This is a genomic window from Ottowia thiooxydans DSM 14619 (genome assembly GCF_000422885.1).
Lineage (GTDB): Bacteria > Pseudomonadota > Gammaproteobacteria > Burkholderiales > Burkholderiaceae_C > Ottowia > Ottowia thiooxydans.
On sequence record NZ_KE383944.1, the window covers coordinates 69,672 to 90,173 of the forward strand.

20 protein-coding genes are annotated in these 20,502 nt (G+C 59.9%); 4 read left to right on the forward strand and 16 right to left on the reverse strand.

Going from position 1 to position 20,502, the window contains the following annotated elements; translation table 11 throughout:
* Positions 1 to 2 precede the first annotated feature (2 nt).
* The 6 genes from gspL to gspG form a co-directional block, all read right to left on the reverse strand.
* Positions 3 to 1,238: a type II secretion system protein GspL gene (gene gspL, locus G518_RS0131970; RefSeq protein WP_028605936.1), complete on the reverse strand. Its 1,236-nt coding sequence runs from the start codon at positions 1,236 to 1,238 to the stop codon at positions 3 to 5.
* Positions 1,239 to 1,364: 126 nt separating this feature from the next.
* Positions 1,365 to 2,354, reverse strand: a complete 990-nt coding sequence (gene gspK, locus G518_RS0131975; RefSeq protein WP_028605937.1) for a type II secretion system minor pseudopilin GspK — start codon at positions 2,352 to 2,354, stop codon at positions 1,365 to 1,367.
* Complete coding sequence (locus G518_RS0131980; RefSeq protein ID WP_028605938.1) at positions 2,351 to 3,061, reverse strand: PulJ/GspJ family protein; 711 nt, start codon at positions 3,059 to 3,061, stop codon at positions 2,351 to 2,353. The genes gspK and G518_RS0131980 overlap by 4 nt, the downstream gene beginning before the upstream one ends.
* Entirely contained in the window at positions 3,061 to 3,420 is a 360-nt protein-coding gene (gene gspI, locus G518_RS0131985) for a type II secretion system minor pseudopilin GspI (protein WP_051237644.1), read from the reverse strand. The genes G518_RS0131980 and gspI overlap by 1 nt, the downstream gene beginning before the upstream one ends.
* Positions 3,417 to 3,878, reverse strand: a complete 462-nt coding sequence (locus G518_RS0131990) for a pilus assembly FimT family protein (protein ID WP_051237645.1) — start codon at positions 3,876 to 3,878, stop codon at positions 3,417 to 3,419. The genes gspI and G518_RS0131990 overlap by 4 nt, the downstream gene beginning before the upstream one ends.
* Positions 3,879 to 3,912: 34 nt before the next feature.
* On the reverse strand, positions 3,913 to 4,350 hold the full coding sequence (gene gspG / locus G518_RS0131995; RefSeq protein ID WP_028605941.1) for a type II secretion system major pseudopilin GspG: 438 nt from the start codon (positions 4,348 to 4,350) through the stop codon (positions 3,913 to 3,915).
* 86 nt (positions 4,351 to 4,436) lie between these two features.
* Between gspG and G518_RS37985 the strand changes: the two genes are divergently transcribed.
* Positions 4,437 to 4,949 (forward strand): type II secretion system protein N, encoded by a 513-nt coding sequence (locus tag G518_RS37985; protein ID WP_051237646.1) that lies wholly within the window; start codon positions 4,437 to 4,439, stop codon positions 4,947 to 4,949.
* Positions 4,950 to 5,573: 624 nt separating this feature from the next.
* On the opposite strand, the gene ilvA is transcribed toward G518_RS37985, so the two are convergent.
* Positions 5,574 to 7,151 carry a threonine ammonia-lyase, biosynthetic gene (gene ilvA, locus G518_RS0132005; RefSeq protein WP_051237647.1) on the reverse strand — a complete coding sequence of 526 codons (1,578 nt, stop codon included), beginning with the start codon at positions 7,149 to 7,151 and terminating at the stop codon, positions 5,574 to 5,576.
* Positions 7,152 to 7,636: 485 nt separating this feature from the next.
* On the opposite strand from ilvA, the gene G518_RS0132015 reads away from it, so the two are divergent.
* Positions 7,637 to 8,089: an OsmC family protein gene (locus tag G518_RS0132015; protein ID WP_028605943.1), complete on the forward strand. Its 453-nt coding sequence runs from the start codon at positions 7,637 to 7,639 to the stop codon at positions 8,087 to 8,089.
* 31 nt (positions 8,090 to 8,120) lie between these two features.
* Here the strand turns inward: G518_RS0132015 and coq7 are convergent, their stop codons facing one another.
* Positions 8,121 to 8,756 (reverse strand): 2-polyprenyl-3-methyl-6-methoxy-1,4-benzoquinone monooxygenase, encoded by a 636-nt coding sequence (gene coq7, locus G518_RS0132020; RefSeq protein ID WP_028605944.1) that lies wholly within the window; start codon positions 8,754 to 8,756, stop codon positions 8,121 to 8,123.
* A gap of 219 nt (positions 8,757 to 8,975) precedes the next feature.
* Here coq7 and G518_RS0132025 point away from each other — a divergent pair, with 219 nt between their 5' ends.
* Both G518_RS0132025 and G518_RS37990 read left to right on the forward strand, forming a co-directional pair.
* The gene (locus G518_RS0132025; RefSeq protein WP_028605945.1) at positions 8,976 to 9,914 is read left to right on the forward strand and encodes a porin; all 939 of its coding nucleotides are present in this window, start codon (positions 8,976 to 8,978) and stop codon (positions 9,912 to 9,914) included.
* Positions 9,915 to 10,246: 332 nt separating this feature from the next.
* Positions 10,247 to 11,182 (forward strand): porin, encoded by a 936-nt coding sequence (locus tag G518_RS37990; protein ID WP_051237648.1) that lies wholly within the window; start codon positions 10,247 to 10,249, stop codon positions 11,180 to 11,182.
* Between the two features lie 476 nt (positions 11,183 to 11,658).
* Here the strand turns inward: G518_RS37990 and G518_RS0132035 are convergent, their stop codons facing one another.
* The 8 genes from G518_RS0132035 to G518_RS0132070 all read right to left on the reverse strand — a co-directional run bounded on the left by G518_RS0132035 (position 11,659) and on the right by G518_RS0132070 (position 20,459).
* Positions 11,659 to 12,828 carry a DUF3108 domain-containing protein gene (locus tag G518_RS0132035; RefSeq protein WP_028605946.1) on the reverse strand — a complete coding sequence of 390 codons (1,170 nt, stop codon included), beginning with the start codon at positions 12,826 to 12,828 and terminating at the stop codon, positions 11,659 to 11,661.
* Positions 12,813 to 14,621 (reverse strand): M61 family metallopeptidase, encoded by a 1,809-nt coding sequence (locus G518_RS0132040; RefSeq protein ID WP_028605947.1) that lies wholly within the window; start codon positions 14,619 to 14,621, stop codon positions 12,813 to 12,815. Before G518_RS0132040 ends, G518_RS0132035 begins: the two co-directional genes overlap by 16 nt.
* Positions 14,622 to 14,664: 43 nt before the next feature.
* Complete coding sequence (locus tag G518_RS0132045) at positions 14,665 to 15,372, reverse strand: DsbC family protein (RefSeq protein WP_036596882.1); 708 nt, start codon at positions 15,370 to 15,372, stop codon at positions 14,665 to 14,667.
* 14 nt (positions 15,373 to 15,386) lie between these two features.
* Positions 15,387 to 16,553 (reverse strand): FAD-dependent monooxygenase, encoded by a 1,167-nt coding sequence (locus G518_RS37995; protein ID WP_051237653.1) that lies wholly within the window; start codon positions 16,551 to 16,553, stop codon positions 15,387 to 15,389.
* Positions 16,554 to 16,647: 94 nt separating this feature from the next.
* Positions 16,648 to 17,421 (reverse strand): class II aldolase/adducin family protein, encoded by a 774-nt coding sequence (locus G518_RS0132055; protein ID WP_028605949.1) that lies wholly within the window; start codon positions 17,419 to 17,421, stop codon positions 16,648 to 16,650.
* Positions 17,418 to 18,248, reverse strand: coding sequence for a fumarylacetoacetate hydrolase family protein (locus G518_RS38000; RefSeq protein WP_051237649.1), 831 nt, complete (start codon positions 18,246 to 18,248; stop codon positions 17,418 to 17,420). The genes G518_RS0132055 and G518_RS38000 overlap by 4 nt, the downstream gene beginning before the upstream one ends.
* A 12-nt stretch (positions 18,249 to 18,260) precedes the next feature.
* Positions 18,261 to 19,496, reverse strand: coding sequence for an alpha-hydroxy acid oxidase (locus tag G518_RS38005; RefSeq protein WP_245598230.1), 1,236 nt, complete (start codon positions 19,494 to 19,496; stop codon positions 18,261 to 18,263).
* Positions 19,497 to 20,459 carry a tripartite tricarboxylate transporter substrate binding protein gene (locus tag G518_RS0132070; RefSeq protein WP_028605950.1) on the reverse strand — a complete coding sequence of 321 codons (963 nt, stop codon included), beginning with the start codon at positions 20,457 to 20,459 and terminating at the stop codon, positions 19,497 to 19,499. It lies immediately after the preceding gene.
* Between the last annotated feature and the right edge of the window lie 43 nt (positions 20,460 to 20,502).

Sequence of the window (20,502 nt, forward strand, 5' to 3'; positions counted from 1 at the left end):
GCTCATGGCACACCTTCCGGGCGCAAGACTATGGCATCGGTTTCGGTCTGCATCTGATAGCCCATGGGGCGCAATCTCTGGTTGGCTTCGGCGAGCGCGCTGGCCGCCATTTGAACGCCGCGGGCACGCAGCTCGCCGGAAGAAAATTCAATGGCCGAGGGCGCGGCGCCCGCTGGCGCGACAAGCGCAAAAGCACTTAAAACGGGTTCAAGATCGCGCGCTGAAAATGCACCAGAGGCCTGCCTCAGCGTGGCGACTTCGCGTGCCATCTGTACTGGCGCATCGACCACCACTTTGACTTGCGGAAAAGTTTGCGTGAGCGCGGAGTCGATCAGCGTGCGCCTTGCCGCCAGATCGGTGCGTGTCTGCCAAGCCAACCAGTTCAGGCCAACCAGTTGGGCCAACAATAGAAGCGCGACTCCCCAGCGTGCAGGGCGCCACGCTGGTGCATACATCAGATCTCGCCATAGGGCGCCGGCGCGTTTTGCTGCGCGCGCACGGCCGCCAAGAGAGAAGTCGAACTGAGCAAGGTCCCAGGAGGACCGGGTAGCCGCCAGCAGGCGCTCCGGCGCTTGCTGGATGGTGGGTTGATACCCAAGCGTTTGTTCGGCGAGTGCAGCAACGGCAGGCTCGGCCAAGAGTTCGGGCGCCTGAGCTTCCCCATTACCGGCGGCATCGCTGATCGGCTGAGGCAGCAGGGAGAGTGCGCCCGGTCCCAGGGGCAAAGCTTGCACACCGCCCGGGACGGCATCACCACTGATCAGTAGCTGGGCTCGTTCTGGCACGCCTGCCACGATAAGGCGCAGCGGCCCGGTGCGCGGGCTCAGTTCGGGCACGATCCGGTTTACGGTGCGGCCCGCGGCATCGAGCGCGTGCAAATGTTCGCTAAGCCATGGGCGGTTGCACACGGCTACCCATGCCGTGCTCCCACCGCTCGCGCCGGGTTCGAGGGAAAAGTGCAATTGGTCCGCATCATCGAGCAAATGCTCTTCGAGCAGGCCGGCCAGTGTGGCTCGTAAGCGTGGCGAGCCAGGGCCGATACCTTTGGGTAATTGGACACGCTGCCAGGACAGCAAGGTTGGTGGCACCATGGCCACAACTTCTACACCCCGACCAGCGGGCGGCAGAAGACCGGGCGCTGCGCTTCCATGCGCGGCCACGGTTTGACCGTCGCGCGAGGTGGCGAAATCGTAGGTTCCGGGCGAGCCCGAGGGCAGTGAAATAAGGAGCAGACTCATGAGCGCGAGTAATTCTATGGGCTTAGTGTGAAGGAGAAAGCCTGGGCGTTCGGCGTTTGACCGAAAAAAACCGCATGCTTCGCTCCAGGCGAGCGCGGTGCCATGCCCTCAAAGCTCAACTTCCTCTCATGGCCCAGCCCCAGGTGTTACTGTGTGAATGGCCGCGCGCTGACGCCACAATGTAAGCGCCACCTTCCGGCTGGGCGTGTAGATACGCCGCACCAGAGAGATTTCCTCCAGCGCCACATCGTCCAGCCGCAGCCGGCCGCGTACCTCGAAAAAGTTGGTGGTCACGCTGGTCCAATCTGTGGGCAGGGCATCGACTCCGCTTTTCTGCACCGTTTGCAGGGCGCCGGACGTGCTGCGGAAGAAAGCGCTGGTTCGCGCGCTCACGAGCCCCTCGGCACTGGCCAGATCCAGCCCAGGTACGGCGGCATAGATGACTTGAGCGCTGGCGGTGTTGAGATTGACCGGGGTTGGGGCGTTGTCCAGAAGCGGTAGCAAGGTGGCATAAGGCCGCAGGGCTTTCAGCGTTGCCGGAGACAAACCGAGCCAGGTGAGTTGATCGAACAGCTGTGGCATCAAAGGTGCGTCGCTGCCGTTTTCCACTTTGGTTTCGCGCAGGGCGGCTTGCGCGCTCACCAGGTTGACTTGGAGTGATTCCAATTCGTCCAATGGCAGATTCAGTAGCTCGAACAGGCGCCTAAATCGGTCGATCGACTGCTTGCCATCGGCCTTATCGCTGGTCAGCCGCAAGTTCATGATGTTCAGGCGAGACTGAAGGTCGACGATTTGGCCCGAGAGGAAGGCCTCGCGCTCGGTTTCGGTGCTGGCTTCACCGCCCGCCAGGAACGTAGACAGGCGGGCTTCTTCCAGCGGGACTGCCCAGGGCTCGCCCAGGTGGTCGAAGCTTGATTCGCGGGCATCGCCCATGAGCACCAGGCGGCCCCAATCCAGCGCGCCGTTAAGAATCCAGCCCGATTGGACGCGAGCCCGCTCGGAGGCTTCAACCTCCACGCCGCGCCATTGGCGCCACATGGCCCCGGCTGCCAGCGTGGCCACCAACGCTACCGTGATCATGGCGGCCAGCAGGGCGGCTCCCCGCGTGCGCTTCATGACGCGCCTCCGAAGGTGGGCCTGACCCAATCCACCACCATAGGGCCAGCCAAAGCCTGGCCCGGAGAAAGCGTGATCATCAGACGGATTCCATCAGGGACGGCCGTGCCAGCGTCCGCACCGTCGGCGGAGCTGGAAAGAGGGTTGGTCCAGGCGTTGTTTCGAAAGTAGTGCAATTGCCAATCGAGTGCGGAGGCAATGACTGTTTCAGCGGCTCCTCCGGACGGCGTGCCTTGCAACGAAGCTGTTTCACCCCAGCGGGCAGCGGCCTCCCACGCGGCCTGCCAGGTTTGAATGGTCTGCACTGGGGGCGATTGCCAGCGCAGCCACTGGCCACTGCCGGCGCGGCGTGTCCAGGCCACCACACGAATGCCGGCACCTGCATCGCCAGCTGTCGTGCGGGTAACGCGCAAGGTGCTTCCATTCCAGGCCAGGCTGCGGTTGATGGTTGAAGTGGGGGGGGCGCCGGAGGGGTTTTCCTGAGATTGCCAAACCATCATGGCGTCCAGGTCAGCGCGCCATTGGCCGAGCCCCGCCTGGAGTGCGAGCACGTCATCCGTGTAGCTGCGGGTACTCTCCTGAGCGCGCGCCATGCCGTCAATGCCACGCCAGGTGAGTAGCGCCATGACGGCCATGATGGACAGCGCAACCAGCACCTCTATCAGTGTGAAGCCGCGTGGCCTGAGGGCGAATTTTGAGTGGGCCATCAATTGCGCCCAATGATGGTGGATACCCGCAGCACTTGCACCCCCGCTTCACTCACCGCCGCATCGACGCGGCGGAAGTTGGGGTTGGGCGTGGGGCGCACACTCAGCGTGACCTGCAGACCCAGGTTGGCCTGTACGCAATCGCTCGTGCTGTCGCCCACACCAGGCAGTTGGCGCGCTAGCCGCAGGCCGATCAGCTGATTCTCGGCGCAGATCTGTGCCAGCAGCGCATGGCCCTGCCGTTCTGCATTGCTGGTGAGCGCGGCCGTGGCCTTTAAGCCAGCCACCAGCGCGATGGCCGTGATAGCCAGAGCCACCAGCACCTCGACCAGTGTGAAACCGCGCGATGGAGTGTTCATGGCGATACGCTGGCCGCCGTAAAGGGCCGCAGCCCGTCTGTGGAAATGCTCACCAGCGGCTGGCTGGTGCCGGCGCGGTGAATCAGTACTGATTGAGAGCCAATCAAGGGGTCTGGTCCGAGTAGCAGCGGCGCGTTGCCGATCGCGCGGGTCTGACTATCCAGCCATCGGGTGGGCAGGGGGTCAGAGCCCGGCGGCAGGCCTTGGAAAACAAAGCCATCAGCCGTCGGTTGCCAGCGCACCGGAACGCCCGCTGCGCGAGAGCGCGAACGAGCTGATTCCAGCAGCGCGGCAAGTCGTTCTCCATCGCGTGCAAGCGCGTCCGCCGTGCTGTCGCGCATGGCGAGGCTGGCCACGGCGGTGCCTATGGCGATCACCGCCATCACCAGCATCAATTCGATGAGCGTGAAGCCGCGTGGGGTGTGACCATCGCATGACAAACGGCTATCGCCTGCCATGGCGTGCCGCCCCCTCATCGAAGTTCATTCACCATCACTGCCAACTACCGATGTCCGCGTTCTTTCCCTCGCCACCGCTTTGGCCGTCAGCGCCGAAACTCATCACATCCACCTCGCCTTTCACGCCTGGGTTGAGGTATTGATAAGGACGACCCCAAGGATCATTGGGGAGTTTTTCAAGATATGGCCTCCAGTTTCCAGGCGCCGGAGGTGATGCCGGGCGTGCGATAAGCGCCTGCAAACCTTGCTCGGCGGTCGGAAAGCGTTGGTTATCCAATTTGTAAAGCTTGAGCGCCTGCATGATGTTGTGGACATCTGTGCGGGCGGCGGTGCCGCGGGCGTCATCGGTGCGGTCGAGCACGTTGGGCACGATCAACGCGGCCAGCACGCCAATGATGACCAGCACGACCATCAGTTCGATCAAAGTGAAGCCAGCGGCACGGCGCCAGCGGGATAGACGGGGTGATGTCATAAAAAACGGTCCGGAAAGGCAAGTCGTATCAATGATAATCGCGAGATGATGACAGCTTTTGTTTCTTGGAAGCCATGAAGTCGCGCATGGCATCGCCCCGGATCGTGGTGGGCTTGGTCACGTTCGCCGTTTGGGCCGTGGCAGCAGGCAGTGCGCTCTATTGGGCCATGTATGCCGCTGGTGCCCAGAGCAGGGGCGTCCCGCCTGCTGCTGGCACGGCGCGATCCGTAGTGGTTGATAGGCAGGTGGTGGCGCGTGCACTGGGCGCCACAGCGCCCGTGGGCGGGGCAACAGCCGCTGCACCCGACGTGGTCAGCCGCTTGGCACTACGTGGCGTAGTCACGCATGATGGGCGCGGCGCAGCGCTGATTGCGGTCAGCGGCAAGCCGGCCAAACCATTTGTCCTGGGGGCCGAGGTTGATAGTGGCTGGACGCTCACCTCAGTGTCTCCGCGTACAGCGGTGCTTTCAAACAGTGGACGTGAAGCGAGTTTGCACATGCCACTGCCCGCTGCGTCATCTCCTCCAGCCAATGCGGCTACTCCGGCGTCCCCTGCAGCGCTGCCTTTGATTCCTACGTCTCCTGCGACTTCTGGTTGACTGGCTGAGAGTAGGGCTTGCAAGGGCTAGGTCCATAGAGCCATACCGTTCAAGGCTCTGTACTCATCTTTCCCCGAAAGGGAAAGACTAATATCTCGAAGGCCGAGCGCAGCAATGGCCCGAGTGAGTCCCCAACCCCTTGAGGCCGTGCCGAGGAGCGCAGGTCAAGGGGCCGGCCATCCGGGGGCGGGCAAGAGCACTGCAAGATGCTCTTGCTTCAAGAACTAGCTTGCGGCAGCTGTTTGAGGGTAGAGAGCGAAGCGAACGAAGCGAGTTCTGCCGCACCGCGCCGGATGGCCGGCCCCCTTGACCGAGCACCGCAGGTTGCCCGGAGCGCAGCGCAGGGACACGGACTTGGGGTCGCATTTCTTTGGTTCCTTACTTTGTGCGAGCAAAGAAAGGGACTGCGCTGCCGGGCGCAATCCCGGCCTCCGACCTAAAGAAAAAGAGGAGAAGGTAACTATCAAGAGCTATCAACAAATCAACCGCCGCTTGCCCTCACCCCAACCCTCTCCCAGGGGGAGAGGGAGTTAAACCCTTGCCTTCACCGGTTGGCCGGCCCCGCCCCACCCCACCCAAAGGGAGAGGGTGAATACACCCTCACGCGCCAAGACCCGGGCTTTCTTACTTCAAAAACAACTTATAAACCGGATTTTCCGTCTCCTCCACCCACGGATATCCCAACTCATCCAGAAACACCCGAAACGCTTGATCGTCCGTATGCGGCACCTGCATACCCACCAAAATGTGCCCATAGTCGGCACCCTGGTTTCGATAATGAAACAGCGAGATATTCCAATTGGGCCGCATCAGGCTCAGGAATTTCATCAGCGCGCCGGGCCGCTCCGGGAAAACAAAACGCAGCAGACGCTCATCGCGTGCCAAGGGAGAGTGGCCGCCAATCATGTAGCGCACGTGCTCCTTGGCCAGTTCATCCTGGGTGAGATCCAGCGTAGGAAAGCCTTGCTGTTCCAAGGCAGCGGCAATGCGCGGAGATTCACCCCTGCCTTGCGTGGTCAGCCCCACGAACACGTGTGCCCGGCCAGCAGCGGCGGCCTCGCTGATACGGTAATTAAATTCGGTCACGCTGCGCGTACCGCCTGGCAACTGGCCAATACTTTCGCAAAAGCGGCGAAAGCTGCCCCGCTCTTCAGGAACCGTCACCGCGAACAAAGCTTCGCGCTCCTCGCCAACTTCGGCGCGCTCGGCCACAAAGCGCAGCCGATCAAAATTCATGTTCGCGCCGGAGAGGATCGCCGCATAGGTTTCGCCGCTGGTATTGTGGGTTGCCACATATTGCTTGATGGCCGCCACAGCCATTGCCCCTGAGGGCTCTACGATGCTTCGGGTGTCTATGAACACATCTTTGATGGCGGCGCACACGGCGTCGGTGTCGACCCGAATGAATTCATCCACTAGTGCACGCGTGACCCGGAAGGTCTCTTCGCCAGCCAGCTTGACTGCGGTGCCATCGGCAAACAGGCCCACATCCGACAGCGTGACCCGCTCTCCCGCCGCCACCGATTGCGCCATGGCGTCGGAGTCGATCATCTGGACTCCGATCACCTTGATATCCGGGCGCACAGCTTTGATGTAGCTCGCCACACCACTGATGAGGCCACCACCGCCGATCGCGACGAACACCGCATTGAGTGGCCCCTGGTGCTGACGCAGGATTTCCATGGCGATCGTGCCTTGCCCGGCGATCACGAGCGGGTCGTCGAACGGATGGATGAAAGTCAGTCCTTGCTCGCGCTGCAACTTGACTGAATGGTCGTAGGCGTCGGAGTAGCTTTCACCCTGCAACACAACCTCTCCGCCGAGTGCTTTGACTGCATCCACCTTGAGTTGCGGGGTGGTCACCGGCATCACGATGACAGCGCGTGTGCCTAGCTTTTTGGCAGACAGAGACACCCCCTGTGCGTGGTTGCCGGCGGAAGCACAGATGACCCCATTGCTGAGCTGCTCAGGCGTCAGGTGCACCATTTTGTTATAGGCACCGCGAAGCTTGAAGGAAAACACCGGCTGCTGGTCTTCTCGCTTCAAAAGCACTTTATTGTTCAGACGGCGACTCAGCGCCTGCGCAGGGGCAAGGTCTGACTCAATGGCCACGTCGTACACGCGCGCCGTGAGTACCTGTTTCAAATAGTCGGTATTGGTGAGGCCATGCGTATCGCTGGCCTGCTTGGGAAAAGAAGTCATGGCAGTCCTTGGAAGGACGCCATCATAGGCGTGCTGGAGGATGGCCCCCACGCTTCCCCGCTTCGCGCGGTCCGCTGCCCCCCGAGGGGGTCGCATTTTCATCTTGGGGCGGCCCGGCGATGCAAACGTTGCCCCCACGCTGCCCCGCTTCGCGAGGTCCGCTGCCCTCCGAGGTACCGAAGCCGGCCGCGGCGATTTTCATCTTGGGGACGGCCCGGCGATGAAACGCTTCAGACAAAAAAAACCCCGAGGCCTTGCGGCATCGAGGTTTGAATCCACCTTTTGAAGGGGTGGAGGAGACAACCGTTAGCAGGGAAACCCTGCTTGCATGACGCTAGTGTAGCGAAAAGCACGGTGATCTGCAGGTGATTTGTTGCAACGCAACAAATCACCTTTCAAAAAGTGCGCATTTTTGGCGCCCAGCAGGGGGGAATGTGCCAAATCCGCTACGCTTATCCCTAACTTTCAATAAAAAAGAGTCGTATATGGAATGCACCGTGAGTTGGACAGGCGCCGCTGGTACGCGCTCAGGCATGGGTTTCGTGGCCGAAACCGGTTCGGGTCACGTGATTGCGATGGATGGGGCGCCTGATGCAGCCAAGCCAGAAAATGGGGGCCAGAATCTTGCCCCACGTCCTATGGAAACGCTGCTGGCCGGCACGGGCGGCTGCACGGCTTATGACGTGGTCCTCATCTTGAAGCGTGGGCGGCACGATGTGCGTGGGTGTTCAGTCAAACTCACGAGCGAGCGCGCCGAAACCGATCCCAAGGTGTTCACCAGCATTCACATGCATTTCACGGTCATCGCCAAGGGCTTGTCGCCTCAGGTGGTGGAACGGGCGATTGCGCTCAGTCACGACAAATACTGCTCAGCCACCATCATGTTGGGCAAGACGGCAGAAATTACTACTTCGTTCGAGCTGGTCGAGCCGGCGTAAGAAAGCCTCTACGCTCGCCAGATCAGCCCATTCACACGTAATGGGCTGTACCGGTCATGACACGGGCCGCCAGGCGCATCAACTGGCGCACCGGTAAGGGCAGCTCTACGCCACCGGCAAGCAGCGCGGCATCGGCGTGATGCGCTTCATCTTCTTGCATTTGCGCCACGATGGCTCGTGAGGCGGTGTCGTGTGCGGGGAGTCGATCCAGGTGGCTTCCCAGGTGTTCTGCGACTTGGCGCTCAGTCTCCACCACGAAGCCCAGGCTCAACGCGTCTCCACCTACTCGTCCGGCCACCAAGCCGATGCCGAAAGCGCCTGCATACCAAAGCGGATTGAGCAGCGAAGGCCGGTCTCCCAACTCCTCCAATCGTTCGCTGGTCCAGGCGAGGTGATCCGTCTCTTCGCGTGCGGCAGCTTCCAGTTGTTGGCGCAATGTGTCGTTTTTTGTCGTCATCGCTTGCGATGTATAGAGCGCTTGAGCGCACACCTCGCCTACATGATTGACGCGCATCAGAGCGCCTGAAAGGCGGCGCTCGGCAGGTGAAAGCGTACCGCTTTCAGCGCCATTTTCAGGGGCAGGCGTAGGGCGCGCGGCTCGCGGAACAGCGAACAAGGTGCGCATGCCGCTATCCACGGCGCAGAGCAGTCGGTCGGTGAAGTTCATGGGGTAATGGTAAGGGTTAGAGCGGATTGACGGTTTTGTTGCTGCGTTGCAACAAAAATGTTCCTCGGTTGATAAAAGACGGTTCTGTCTTTTTCGCGTCACCGCATCTTGGTGCAATGGCTCACAGCTTCCCGTTTGCGTGGAGGTTGGCCCGGCGGCGGTGGCGACACAAGCAATGCCTCGGCGCCTGTTCGCATATTTCAACTCTGGAGAACCCCAATGAAAAAAACTCTGCTCGCCTTGGCAGTCTTGGCCGTGTCTGGCGCCGCGATGGCCCAATCTTCCGTAACCCTTTATGGCGTGGCCGATGCTGGCCTTGGCAGAATCAAAACCGGTTCGACCGGCACTTCTCCTGCAAACGATGCTTCCAACCAGACAGAGTTCATCAGCGGCAGCCGGATGAACAACGGCGACAGCCGCATCGGCGTGCGTGGCGTTGAAGATGTCGGCGGTGGCTTGAAAGTCGGTTTCAATTTTGAATCCGGTCTCGACCTCGACAACGGTAACGCGACCACTACCGCCTTCTGGGCTCGCCAAGCCAACGTGTGGTTGGGTGGCAACTGGGGTACTTTCAAGATGGGTCGCGCTTTCTCGCCCAGCTACGGCGGCGTGGCTGTCTGGGAGCTGACCGGCGCTTCCAACTATTCCGTGGTCGCCAACACGTTCAACTACGGTGGTTCTGGTTCGCGCAACAATAGCCAGTTCAGCTATAAGACACCCGGTGGTCTGGGTGGTTTCAGCGCCGAATTGGGCTACATCACGAAGGCTGACAATGCCGCCAAGGCCAAGTGGGACTTCAACGTCATCTATGCCAACGGTCCGATCAGCGCGGCATTCACGGCCAACAAGCAGCAGCAAGACAAAACCGGCTATACCTTGGGCGGTAAGTACGACTTCGGCTCTTTTGCAGTGGCTGCTTCCTACAACGATGCACGTAAGGTGCGCCGTGGCTTCACGATCGGTGGAACGGCCAAGTTCGGTGCTTTCAGTGTGACGGCAGATGTCGCACGCGACACCAAGAGCCAGTCTGGTAAAAAATTCACCAACGTTCTGTTGGAGGGAAAATACGCTTTGTCTAAGCGCACCTTCGTGTATTTGGCCGGTTTGCGTCTGGATGGATCCACCAACTACGGTGTTGGCGTTCGCCACAACTTCTGATTGGCGTGTCCGATAAGCTGGCGTAGCTGAAGTCAGCTTGCCAGTTGAGCCAGTTGATAGAGGCGGAACGACGAGAGTTGATTCCGCCGCAAGATCTCCTCTTGGTTGTTACATTCGTTGTAGATTGCCCACGGGTTACCCGCTCGTGTTGTCCTGGTGCAACGAAACGGCCCGGACAAGCGCGATTCATTACCGAAGCCTTTGCAAGTTGTTGGCAGGTCTGGTGCAATAGCAACAACTTCCCAACAGGGGAGGTTGGCCCGGGGAACCGGCGGGAATCGCAGACGGACCCTTCGCACCGGCGCCCTATGTTTAACCTTGGAGAACTTGCAATGAAAAAATCTCTGATTGCCTTGGCAGTGCTGGCTGCCTCCGGTGCCGCGATGGCTCAATCTTCCGTGACTTTGTATGGTGTGGCTGATGCTGCCATCACCAAACAATCAGGCTCTGGCACCCAAATGAGCAGCGGCACTAGCGGCTTGCCTGGTCAAGTGAGCATGACCAACGGCACTTCCCGTCTGGGCGTGCGTGGCGTTGAAGATCTGGGCGGCGGCTTGAAAGCTGGCTTTAACTTTGAAACCGGTCTGTCGCTGGAAGACGGCGCTAACAGTGCTGCTGGTGGTGGCTTCTGGGGCCGTTCCGCTCACCTGTGGTTGGGTGGCAACTGGGGTACCTTCAAAATGGGTCGCTCTTTGAACCCATCGTTCTACGGCGTGTCACAAGGCTGGGAACTGACTGGCGCTGCGAACTACAACGTTCTGAGCAACACTTTCCGTTGGGCTGGTGCTGGTCCTCGTAACAGCAGCCAATTCAGCTACAAATCACCTTCTTTCGGTGGTTTCACTGGCGAACTGGCCTACATTGCCAAGCCTGACAACGGCGGCGCCGCTAAATGGGATGCCAACGTAATTTACGCAAACGGCCCTATCTCTGCCGCTATTGCTGCTAACAAAGTTACGAACGGCAAAACCAACTACGCTTTCGGCGGTAAATACAACTTCGGTTCGTTTATCCTGGCTGCTTCGTACAACGCTCGTAAAGACGGCGTGCGTCGTGAAGGCTTCGAAATCGGCGGTACAGCTCTGTTCGGCGCGTTCAGCGTGACAGCTGACATCACACGTGATCGTCGCAACGACGCTGGCAAAAAGCACACCAACGTGTTGCTGGAAGGCAAATACGCTCTGTCCAAACGCACTTTCGTGTACTTGGCTGGTCTGCGTCTTGACGGCACCAACAACTACGGTTTGGGCGTTCGCCACAACTTCTGATTTTGATGCTGTAGCACCGGCCGCCCCACAAGGCGGTCTGCGTGAAACAGCTCAGGATCTTTTAAAAACCGCCTTCGGGCGGTTTTTTTGTGGGCGTGAGTTTTATGGCTGCCATTTGAAAGGGCGCCGTTGGGGAAAGATCTCATTTCCTGAGGCCAATGTGCGTGAAGGCCTCCGCAATCACTCCGAACCGGCTATGCGTTTGGCCCCGGAAGTCATGCAACTGCTACGAAATCACAGCACAGCCTTCCAGGACGCGAGCGGGAAATTCGCTCGCAAAAGGAAACTTCCCAAAATCCGTCTGGCGCAAGGGAAAGCCTCGCGGCATTCAATCGGTGTCGCGATTGGTAGAGTGCATGCACTCGCTTGCGATGTTCAGCGCTCTCTCACATGGGGAGCGTGAGCGGGCGAGCTGATGAACAGGCGCCGAATGACTCATCAGCAGCCGGAAGAACGCGAGTACAAACTGCGCGGTTCTATTTTTGCTCAACAGTCTCCACAACCAGATCAACATAAGTATCCGGGCCCGAGGTTAGCCGAATGCGCACGGGCAGATATTGCAAGCTAGGGGCAAACCAGATTTCAGCCATGATAGGTCCGCGGGGCTTCGCTAGAGGCCTGGGCTTAAGGTGCACGGCTTGCACAGGGCCGAGTCGGGGGAGATGCACGGTGTCTTCACCAATCACGTCGTACGTCCATTCATCCACTCCCCCAGGGCGTGCGAGCCAGAAGTTGAGCTGGCTGCCTGGTTGTAGTTTCAACTGGCCCGTGGCAAAGCGATGCCCTAGCTCCAGGAACTGGCTGGCCGCATCCTGTACATCTTGCGGGCGTGGGACGCGGTCACCGTTATCCAGGCGCACATCTTCACCTATGCGAACGCCTCTTCGCTTAGAGCGTACTTGCTCCTCATACACCTCCGGGCGCAAGCCGCTTTCGGTGATCTCGCCTTGGCTGGTGAAGCGCGAGGACAGCAAAAACCCCACATCCAGTTGTATGACAGCCTGATACCGCGTGCCATCCCGTTGCCAAAGAACCTGCGCGTTCCCATGGAGCTCGCCACGGAAATTCCCACCCAGGTCATAACGCAACCGGGTGTTTGCAGGCCAGCCCGCCAGGAAAGCAGGAGGCGTGTCGCTGGCACTGGCACTCGCGGCGGCCATAGGAGCAGGCAGGGGTGTAGAAGCGTCGCTTACCTGGGCTCCTGGTTCGGCTTCTGATGCGGGCTTGTCCGGTGCCTGCGCGACGGTGCTTGCGGGTTCCGCCGCACTGGCTTGCGCGAGGGGCGGCTCGGTGATTGTTTCTTCTGGTGGTTCTTGCGCGATCGGGACGCTGGCTGGTCCCTGCGGGGGCTTCGGAGTACGCGCCTGAGCAGGCTTGGCCGTTGCAATGCGCACGGAAGGCTTTTGAGGCGGCGGGGCGCGGGGCGCTGCTACGGGTTGCGGCTCGGGCGCCTGCGGGGCAATGGACCGTGTGTAGAACGGTTCGGCCACCTCCTTGAGCACGCTGGGAGCTTGCATCAGGCTTGCGAGCCATGCCAGCGCCAGGACATGCAGCACAAACGTAATCAGCGTGGCAACGGTTAAGCCACGCGCAGCCGTACGGCGTGGGCCTTGTTTGAACTCGGTGGTGCTTAGCGTCCGGGCCACGGGCGTGCGCTTGCCGGCAGCGGATCTCCCGCTACCCCGTCGGGTGGCAGTAGGCGCCAGGTGGTGACGCCGGTTGGAAGGGCAAGCGACAGGCGAAGCAGCCTTTTATCGCGAGCCACCAGTGCCGTGACCTGTCGCGCCGCACCCGCATAAAGAGGCAAATCCTCCAGCTTGTTCATGCGCCAGCTTGTCGCGGGTACACCTCGTGTGGCTGAAAGCTCCACGCCAATCCATTCGTCTCCAGCGGCCAAGCCAGCGCTCGCCGCAGCGCCACCGGCAAGCACTACTTTCACGACGATATTCCCGTCTGTCTCGCTCACTCGCAATCCCAGCACCTGAGCCAGTTGCGAAGGCTCATCCAGCAACCTGACACCTTGGGCCTGCAGCAACTGTTTCAGGGGCAGCTCGCTGGTGCCGTGTACCCAGTGACCCACTTCGCGCTCAAAACTGCGCCCCCCTAGTTCGGACAGTACGGCAACGAAGTCGCTTTCAGCCATGGGGCCACCCTGGCAGCGCTGCCACAAAGCGCGCATCACGTCGTCGAGGGTGGTTCTGCCCTCGCTGCGCAAAGTGAGGTCGAAGCACAGGGCTACCAGTGCACCTTTGGTGTAGTAGCTGATGGTGCTGTTGGGCGTGTTTTCATCCGGGCGATAATATTTAGTCCAGGCGTCAAAGCTGGCTTCGGCCACAGATTGCACGTGGCGACCAGGCGCTTGCTGAACTTGATTGATCGTCTTCGTCAGCAATTTGAAATAGCCGGCATCGTCTATGAGGCCGGCTCGGCGCAAGATCAGATCGTCGTAGTAGCTTGTGAACCCCTCGAAGAACCAAAGAAGCTGGGTGTAGTTTTCCTGGGTGTAGTCGTAGCGCGCGAACTCGGAAGGCCGCAGGCGCTTGACATTCCACGTATGGAAATATTCATGGCTGATGAGCCCCAGCAGTGTGGTGTAGCCCTCGCTTGCACGTGCTTGTTCCTGGCGGGGTAGATCGCGCCGTGTGCAAATCAGCGCGGTGCTGAAGCGGTGTTCAAGCCCACCATAACCATCGTCCACGGCGCTCAACATGAACAAATAGTGTTGATGTGGTGGCGTCTTGGCGCCGTGCCAGAAGCGTATGGCCGCCTCGCAGATTTTTTGCGTGTCCTGGAGCAGGCGCGCGCCATCGAACGATGCAGGCGCACCGGCGACTACAAACCGGTGCTCAACCCCGCCCGCGATGAAGCTGCCGCTCCAGAAAACGCCCATCTCCACCGGGCTGTCGGCCAGTTCGTCATAGTTGGCCGCGGTATACGAGCCGAAACCATCAGAGGTGGTGCGACTTGGCGTGAGCGCAGTAGCGAGCTTCCAGTCGGGCGCGCCGCTTGGTTTGGCTATTTTGAGGGTATGAGGCGCCTCTTCATGCCCATGCACGCGCAGGCACAAGCTGGTGGGGTTGAAAAAGCCTCGTTGGCTATCCAGCCAAGCGGTGCGCACCGAGTTATCAAAAGCATAGACCTTATAGCGCAGCACCAGTGGCCGCTCTGGATCGCAGGCGATGTCCCAGGTGCATTTGTCGATCTGCTGAACGCGACAGGCGCTGCGCCCCTGTCGAGCCTGCAGACCGTGCAGATGGCGGGCAAACTCGCGCACCAGATAGCTGCCGGGAATCCAGACCGGTAGCGACACACGTTGCCGCTTGGCTGGCTGTGCTACGGTGAGTTCCACCACGAACTCATGGTCCGCCGGATTGGCAGGCTCGATGAGATAGTGCGCCGCGGCGGCGATTTTGCGCTGAGATGGTTTGCGTGAAGACATATGGCAGGCACTTAACAGCTCAATGGCGCGCGGGCGCGGCGCATCAGCGCGTGAGGAGTTTTTCTACCTGTTGAGCATTGATGGCGCCAGGCACGCGAGTGCCGTCTGCGAACACCAGGGTGGGTGTGCCGGTAATGCGGTACTTTTTGGCGAACTCCACGTTCGCTGTGAGGGCGTCGGTGTTGCAGCTGGCGGCCTTGGGCTGCGTATTGCTCAGCATCCAGTCAGACCAGGCTTTGGCCTTATCCTTGGCGCACCAGATGTTTCGCGATTTTTCTTCTGAGTCAGCACCAAGAATGGGTGTCAGAAATAGATGGACCGTCACGTTGTTGACGTTCTGCATGTCCTTCTCGAACCGCTTGCAATAGCCGCAGTTGGGGTCTTCGAATACCGCCACTTTGCGCTTGCCATTGCCACGAACGATGGTGAAGGCGTTTTTCAGCGGCAAATCCTTGAAGTCGATCGCGGTCAGTTTTTCAACGCGTTCGTCGGTCAGGTTCTTGCGGTTGCGGGTATCCAGCAGGCTTCCCTGGATCAGGTAGTTCCCCTCGGCATCGGTGTAGAGGATATCGGTGCCCACGCGCACCTCAAACAACCCAGGCATGGCCGTCTTGGTGATCTCATCGATTTGCGCCAGCGCAGGGATGCGTTCGGCCAAGTTCTTGCGGATGGCCGCTTCCTGCGTCTGGGCCATCACGGGGAGTGCGAAGGCCATTGCAAGCAGAAGGGCGATTTTTTGTTTTGAGGTCATCATGAAGATACCGACTAATCGGATGTAAAGGGTGTACGAGGCATTTGGGCGTCCGCAGTTCCCATGGCCAGACGGGCAATTCCCGACTTTAACGGCCCGCTATGGTCGAATATGGTCATGCCCCAGTTGCGCAGCGAGGCCAGCATGCCCTCGGGGCGGCTAAAGAGTTGTTGCATGGCATCGGTCGTCAGGCTCATGCGCAGCCAATCTGCCTGGCGTGCCCGTTCATAACGGCGCAGGAGCCGCATATCTCCCGGGCTGCGCCACGATGGCCGTGAGGCCAGTACCCCAGCCAGCTCGCTGACATCGCCCAAACCCACGTTCAGCCCTTGCCCGGCCAGTGGGTGCATGGCGTGCGCCGCGTCTCCAGCCAGCGCAAAGCTCTCGCCGGGCCGGCCAGGCATGGTGCCTACCCATCTTTTGGCGTGCGCCAGCATTAAAGGCCAGGATGCCCGTTCAGCGGCCATAGCGACTGCGCCCAATGCGCCGCCACTGGTCTCAGCCAATTGCGCGGCAAACGCGCCTGGCTCGCAATTCATCAATTCACTCACCCGCTCTGTGCGCACCGACCAAACCACAGCGACCTGTTTGCCCTGCGGACCGTCCAGAGGTAGAAAAGCCAGAATTTCGCCCCCTGGGGTGAACCACTGCCTAGCCACCTGTCCGTGGGCATGCTCGCAGTCAATTCTGGTGGCGATGGCATGCTGTGGGTAGAGCGTGGTGCTGAACTCCACCCCAAGCGCAGCCCTGGTTTGGCTCGCTCTGCCCTCGCATACCACTGTGAGCGGCGCATGTACGGGTGAAGGAACTTCCTCAATAGCCCCCTGGTAGCGCACGGCATCGGCCAGTTTCGCTTCCAGGGCGGGAACATCAACGATCCAGTTCAGCGCTGCAACGTTCTGGGTGTCTGCGGAAAACTGCAGGTGTCCCTGCTGGTCCCCGTGCACCTGCATCTCCAGCACCGGCGTGGCAAAGCGTTCATCGGGCCAGCAGCGCAGGGATTCGAGCAAGGCTTTGGCTTTGGGGCTAAGCGCATAGGCGCGCACGTCCCCATGGCCGCTGGCCGGATCGCGCGGAGGGGAAACCAATGAAACGCGCAGCCTTTCGCGCGCCAGAAGCAATGCCAGCACGCGGCCTACGATGCCGGCGCCGCGGATGCAGATGTCAGGAGTGAGCGCCATGAGGGCCATTGTAGGCGGCGCTCAGGGAGCGTGTTCATGTGCGCCCACAATCCATTCCGCCAGTATGAACCCGCTATCCACACCGCTGGCGTTTTCAGTCCTTGTAAGTGGGATCAATTCGCTCGAGATGCCGGAGCAGGGCAGGCCATTCCAGCATGCCGTAGCGCCGGGTGACCTGAGGTTTCCATTGTGACTGGGCCAGCGCAATGACTTCAGGTGCGAGCAAATTCAGATCTGTATTGCAGGACATCGCGTCGATTTGAGCCCGGCAAGACAACTCCAACCTATACATGGCATTGAAAGCTTCTGGTACGGTCTCGCCCAGGGTTAAAAGCCCATGGTTTCGCAAAATGAGGACCTCTGCGTCACCAAGGTTTTCGATCAGCGACGTGCGCTCGTTCTCGTCGAAGCCACTCCCTCCAAAGCGGTGATAGCCGATCTTGTCAAAGCGCGTCGCGGTCTGAGTGAGTTGCAACAGGCCGCACTTCAGTGCGGAAACCGCCATGCCGGCCCTGGTGTGGGTGTGCATGATGCAGGCCATCTCAGGGCGGGCCGCGTGTATGGTGCTGTGAATACGAAAGCCAGCGCGGCTGATACCCAGATCCAGTTCTGAATTGGAGATGATGTCTCCATTTCCGTTGATCTTGACCAGATTGGATGCGGTAATTTCTGTGTACAGCAATCCATAGGGGTTGATCAGAAAATGATCTGGCTCGCCTGGAACCGCCACCGAGATATGGTTGGCGATCATGTCCGTCATTCCATACTCGGCGGTCAACCGGTATGCCGCCGCCAGGTTGACCCTGGCGTCCCATTCTTCAGGGCTGACTTCAGATCGCTTGGACCTGACTACTACGCTTGTTCTCATCGTGGCTCCTGCTTGTCGGGGGATTCCAATGCCTTGCGGTCGTGGCCTACTCGTATGATCCGGTTCCGTAGCGAACCCAGCCCTGAAATCGAAATGTCTACAACATCGCCGTGCTGCAGATCGGGTGAGGTTCCGTCCGTCCCCATCCAGATGACATCACCTGGCCACAAAGTCAGGTAGCGTGACATGCGGCTGATGAAGTGCGAGACCCCGAAGATCATGGCTTCCGTGTCGAACTCGTGCTGCAAGGCGCCATTGAGTCGTATGCTGGTCTTGGCGCCGCTTGGGTCGAACTGGGTTTCGATCCACGGCCCCATCGGCTTGAAGGTGTCGGTGTTCTTGCAGCGCCAGAAGGTGCGGTCGGATTTTTGCCAATCTCGTTCGCTTACATCATTGCCAATGGTGTAGCCCAGGATCACGCCCGGTACTTCGCTCTCCTCAATACCTTTCGCTTTCTTGCCGATCACCACGACCAGCTCGGCTTCGTACTGAACACGTGGGCCCGCATCTGCAGGCACGAGTATGTCGCGTCCGTGTGCCAGCAGCGCATTGTTTCCCCGATAGCCGATGTCAGCTGCAGTCGGCAGCTTGGCCTCTACCCCCGTGCGGCGAGACATGGCCAGTACATGGTCTGCGTAGTTCATGCCCGCGGCGTAGAACGTGGTGGGAATCACCGGGACCTCCAGCACGACGTCCGCAAATGCCAGGCGCTGCCCGGTTTTCTCGTATCCGTTGAAAGGGTCTCCGCGTACTGGCGAAACGTGATCGTCATCATTCAGCAAGCCAAACTGAACCGTATCGTTCGTCGAAAATCGTATCCACCGCATATGCAATCTCTCCTACGTAAAGTTCACGGCACTATCCAGGCTTCTGGCACGATGCCCTCCGGCGCCGAAGTGCTCTGACACGGTTGCGAGCAGGTCACCGTTCACGGTGCTCAGATCTCGCATGCCGCAAAGGCGCATTGAACGGTCCAGCTCATCTTTCAGTATGGAAAGCGAGCGCATCGCTCCGGGTTCACCTGCCGCGAGTGCGCCATACAGGGTTGCTCGCCCCACCAGTACGCCTGAAGCTCCCGCAGCGCAGGCCTTGAGCACATCAACCCCGCGGCGAACGCCGCCATCCACGAAGACCGGTATACGGCCAGCCACGCCGCCAAGGACATCGGGCAGCGCATCCATTGTGGCAATGCCTCCATCCAATTGCCTTCCGCCGTGGTTTGACACGACGATGGCGTCGCAACCCATCTTGACCAACTCGGCCGCATCATCGCCGCGAACCACGCCTTTCACAATGAGGCGCCTTGGCCATTTGTCCCGAATTTCCTTCAGTCGATCCCAGTCGAAAGACGGGTCGTAGCTTTTGCCCACACTGGTCATGGCTCCATTGACTGTGTTCATGCTTCGATCGAGTTCAAGCAGATTCTCAGGTGACGGAAAGCCTCTAAGGGCCACGCCGAGTGTCCAACGCGGATGCCGCATTCCGTCTAATGCAATCTTCCATCCCATGCGGAAAGGAGTCCGAAAGCCGTTGCGAAGGTCTCGTTCCCGTTTGCCACCAACGGGCAGGTCGACGGTAATCATCAACGCCTCGTAGTCGGCATCACGCGCCCGGTCGATCAGCCGGTTCAGCAACTCGCGATCTTTGAGGATGTAGGCTTGAAACCAATGCCGGCCGGGAGCCTCGCGGGCAATCCGCTCTATGGATGCGGTAGCCGAGGTCGACAAGGTGTAGGGCAGCCCAAAATGAGCGGCCGCCTTGGCTAATGCCACATCGGTCGTTCGCCGTCCGTAACCACCACCTCCGGTGGGGGCAATCGCCACAGGCATGCCTGCCGGTGCGCCAAAGATAAGTTGGGTGGTGGACACTTTCTCGACATTGACCAACACCCGTGGACGCAAGCGAAGCCGCGTAAACGCTTCGCGATTGCCGCGCAGTGTGCACTCGTCTTCTGCACCGCCGTCGTAGAAGTCAAACATCACGCGGGGGAGATAGCGCGATGCGGCTTGCCGCAAATCCTCGATGGACTGTGCCCGCAGCGCCACCTTTTCCCAGTACAACTTGCCAAACATCATTTATTGCTCTGAGAAGCCGCCGTCGGCGATGATTTTTGTCCACCGTTCCTTGTCTCTTTTGAGGAAGGCAGTAAATTCGTCGGGAGTGCTTCCCACGATCTCTTGCCCCACCTGGGCACCTCGGTCCCGAACCGCACCGGATGTCACAGAGGTGCGAACCGCCTTGAATACAGCGTCGATGACGGACTGGGGAGTTCCTGCTGGAGCCAACAGACCGGACCAGGGGTGCGCCTCCTCGAAGCCCACAAAGCCTAGTTCCTTCATGGTGGGCACATCTGGATAGCGAGGGTCACGTACGGCGGTAGTCGTCGCGAGTCCGCGAACGCGCTTACCGGCCAGCAGATCTGCCAAACCACCGAAAGGGTTGAAGATGAAGGTAATCTGGCTACCAATCACATCCTGGACTGCAGGCGCGCTTCCCTTATAGGGCACGTGCAGCATATTGACCCCCGCCTGCTTCTTGAGCAATTCAGCGGCCAGATGAGCGGAGCCGCCGGTTCCTGCAGACCCGAAACTAATGGTGGACTTGCCCGCCTTGGCTGCGGCAATCAGATCCGCGAGTGATCGGTAGGGCAGGCCGGTACTGACAATCAACATCAGGGGGCTGCTGACGACCTGGGAGATCGGTACGAAGTCCTTGACCGGGTCATATCTTGGGTTCTTCATCAACAGCGGATTGACGTTGTGATTCAGCGATGTGTAGATCAGCGTGTAACCATCGGGAGCCGCTGCGGCAACGGCTTGCGTTGCAATCAATCCGTTCGCTCCGGCACGGTTCTCCACTACGACCGCCACACCCAGTGCTTTCGTCAAGTCCTCCGCCAGCGCTCTGGCCGTCGCATCAGTGGGTCCTCCGGCAGCAAACGGCACCACAAGTTTGATGGGTTTTACCGGGTAGGTTTGCGCAACGGCTGGAACAGCGGCCAAGGCCAGCCAGACGAAGAAGGAAAAAAAGGTACGCATGGTTGGATTCCTGTAGCAGTTTCGATGTCTCCGGGGGAGATTC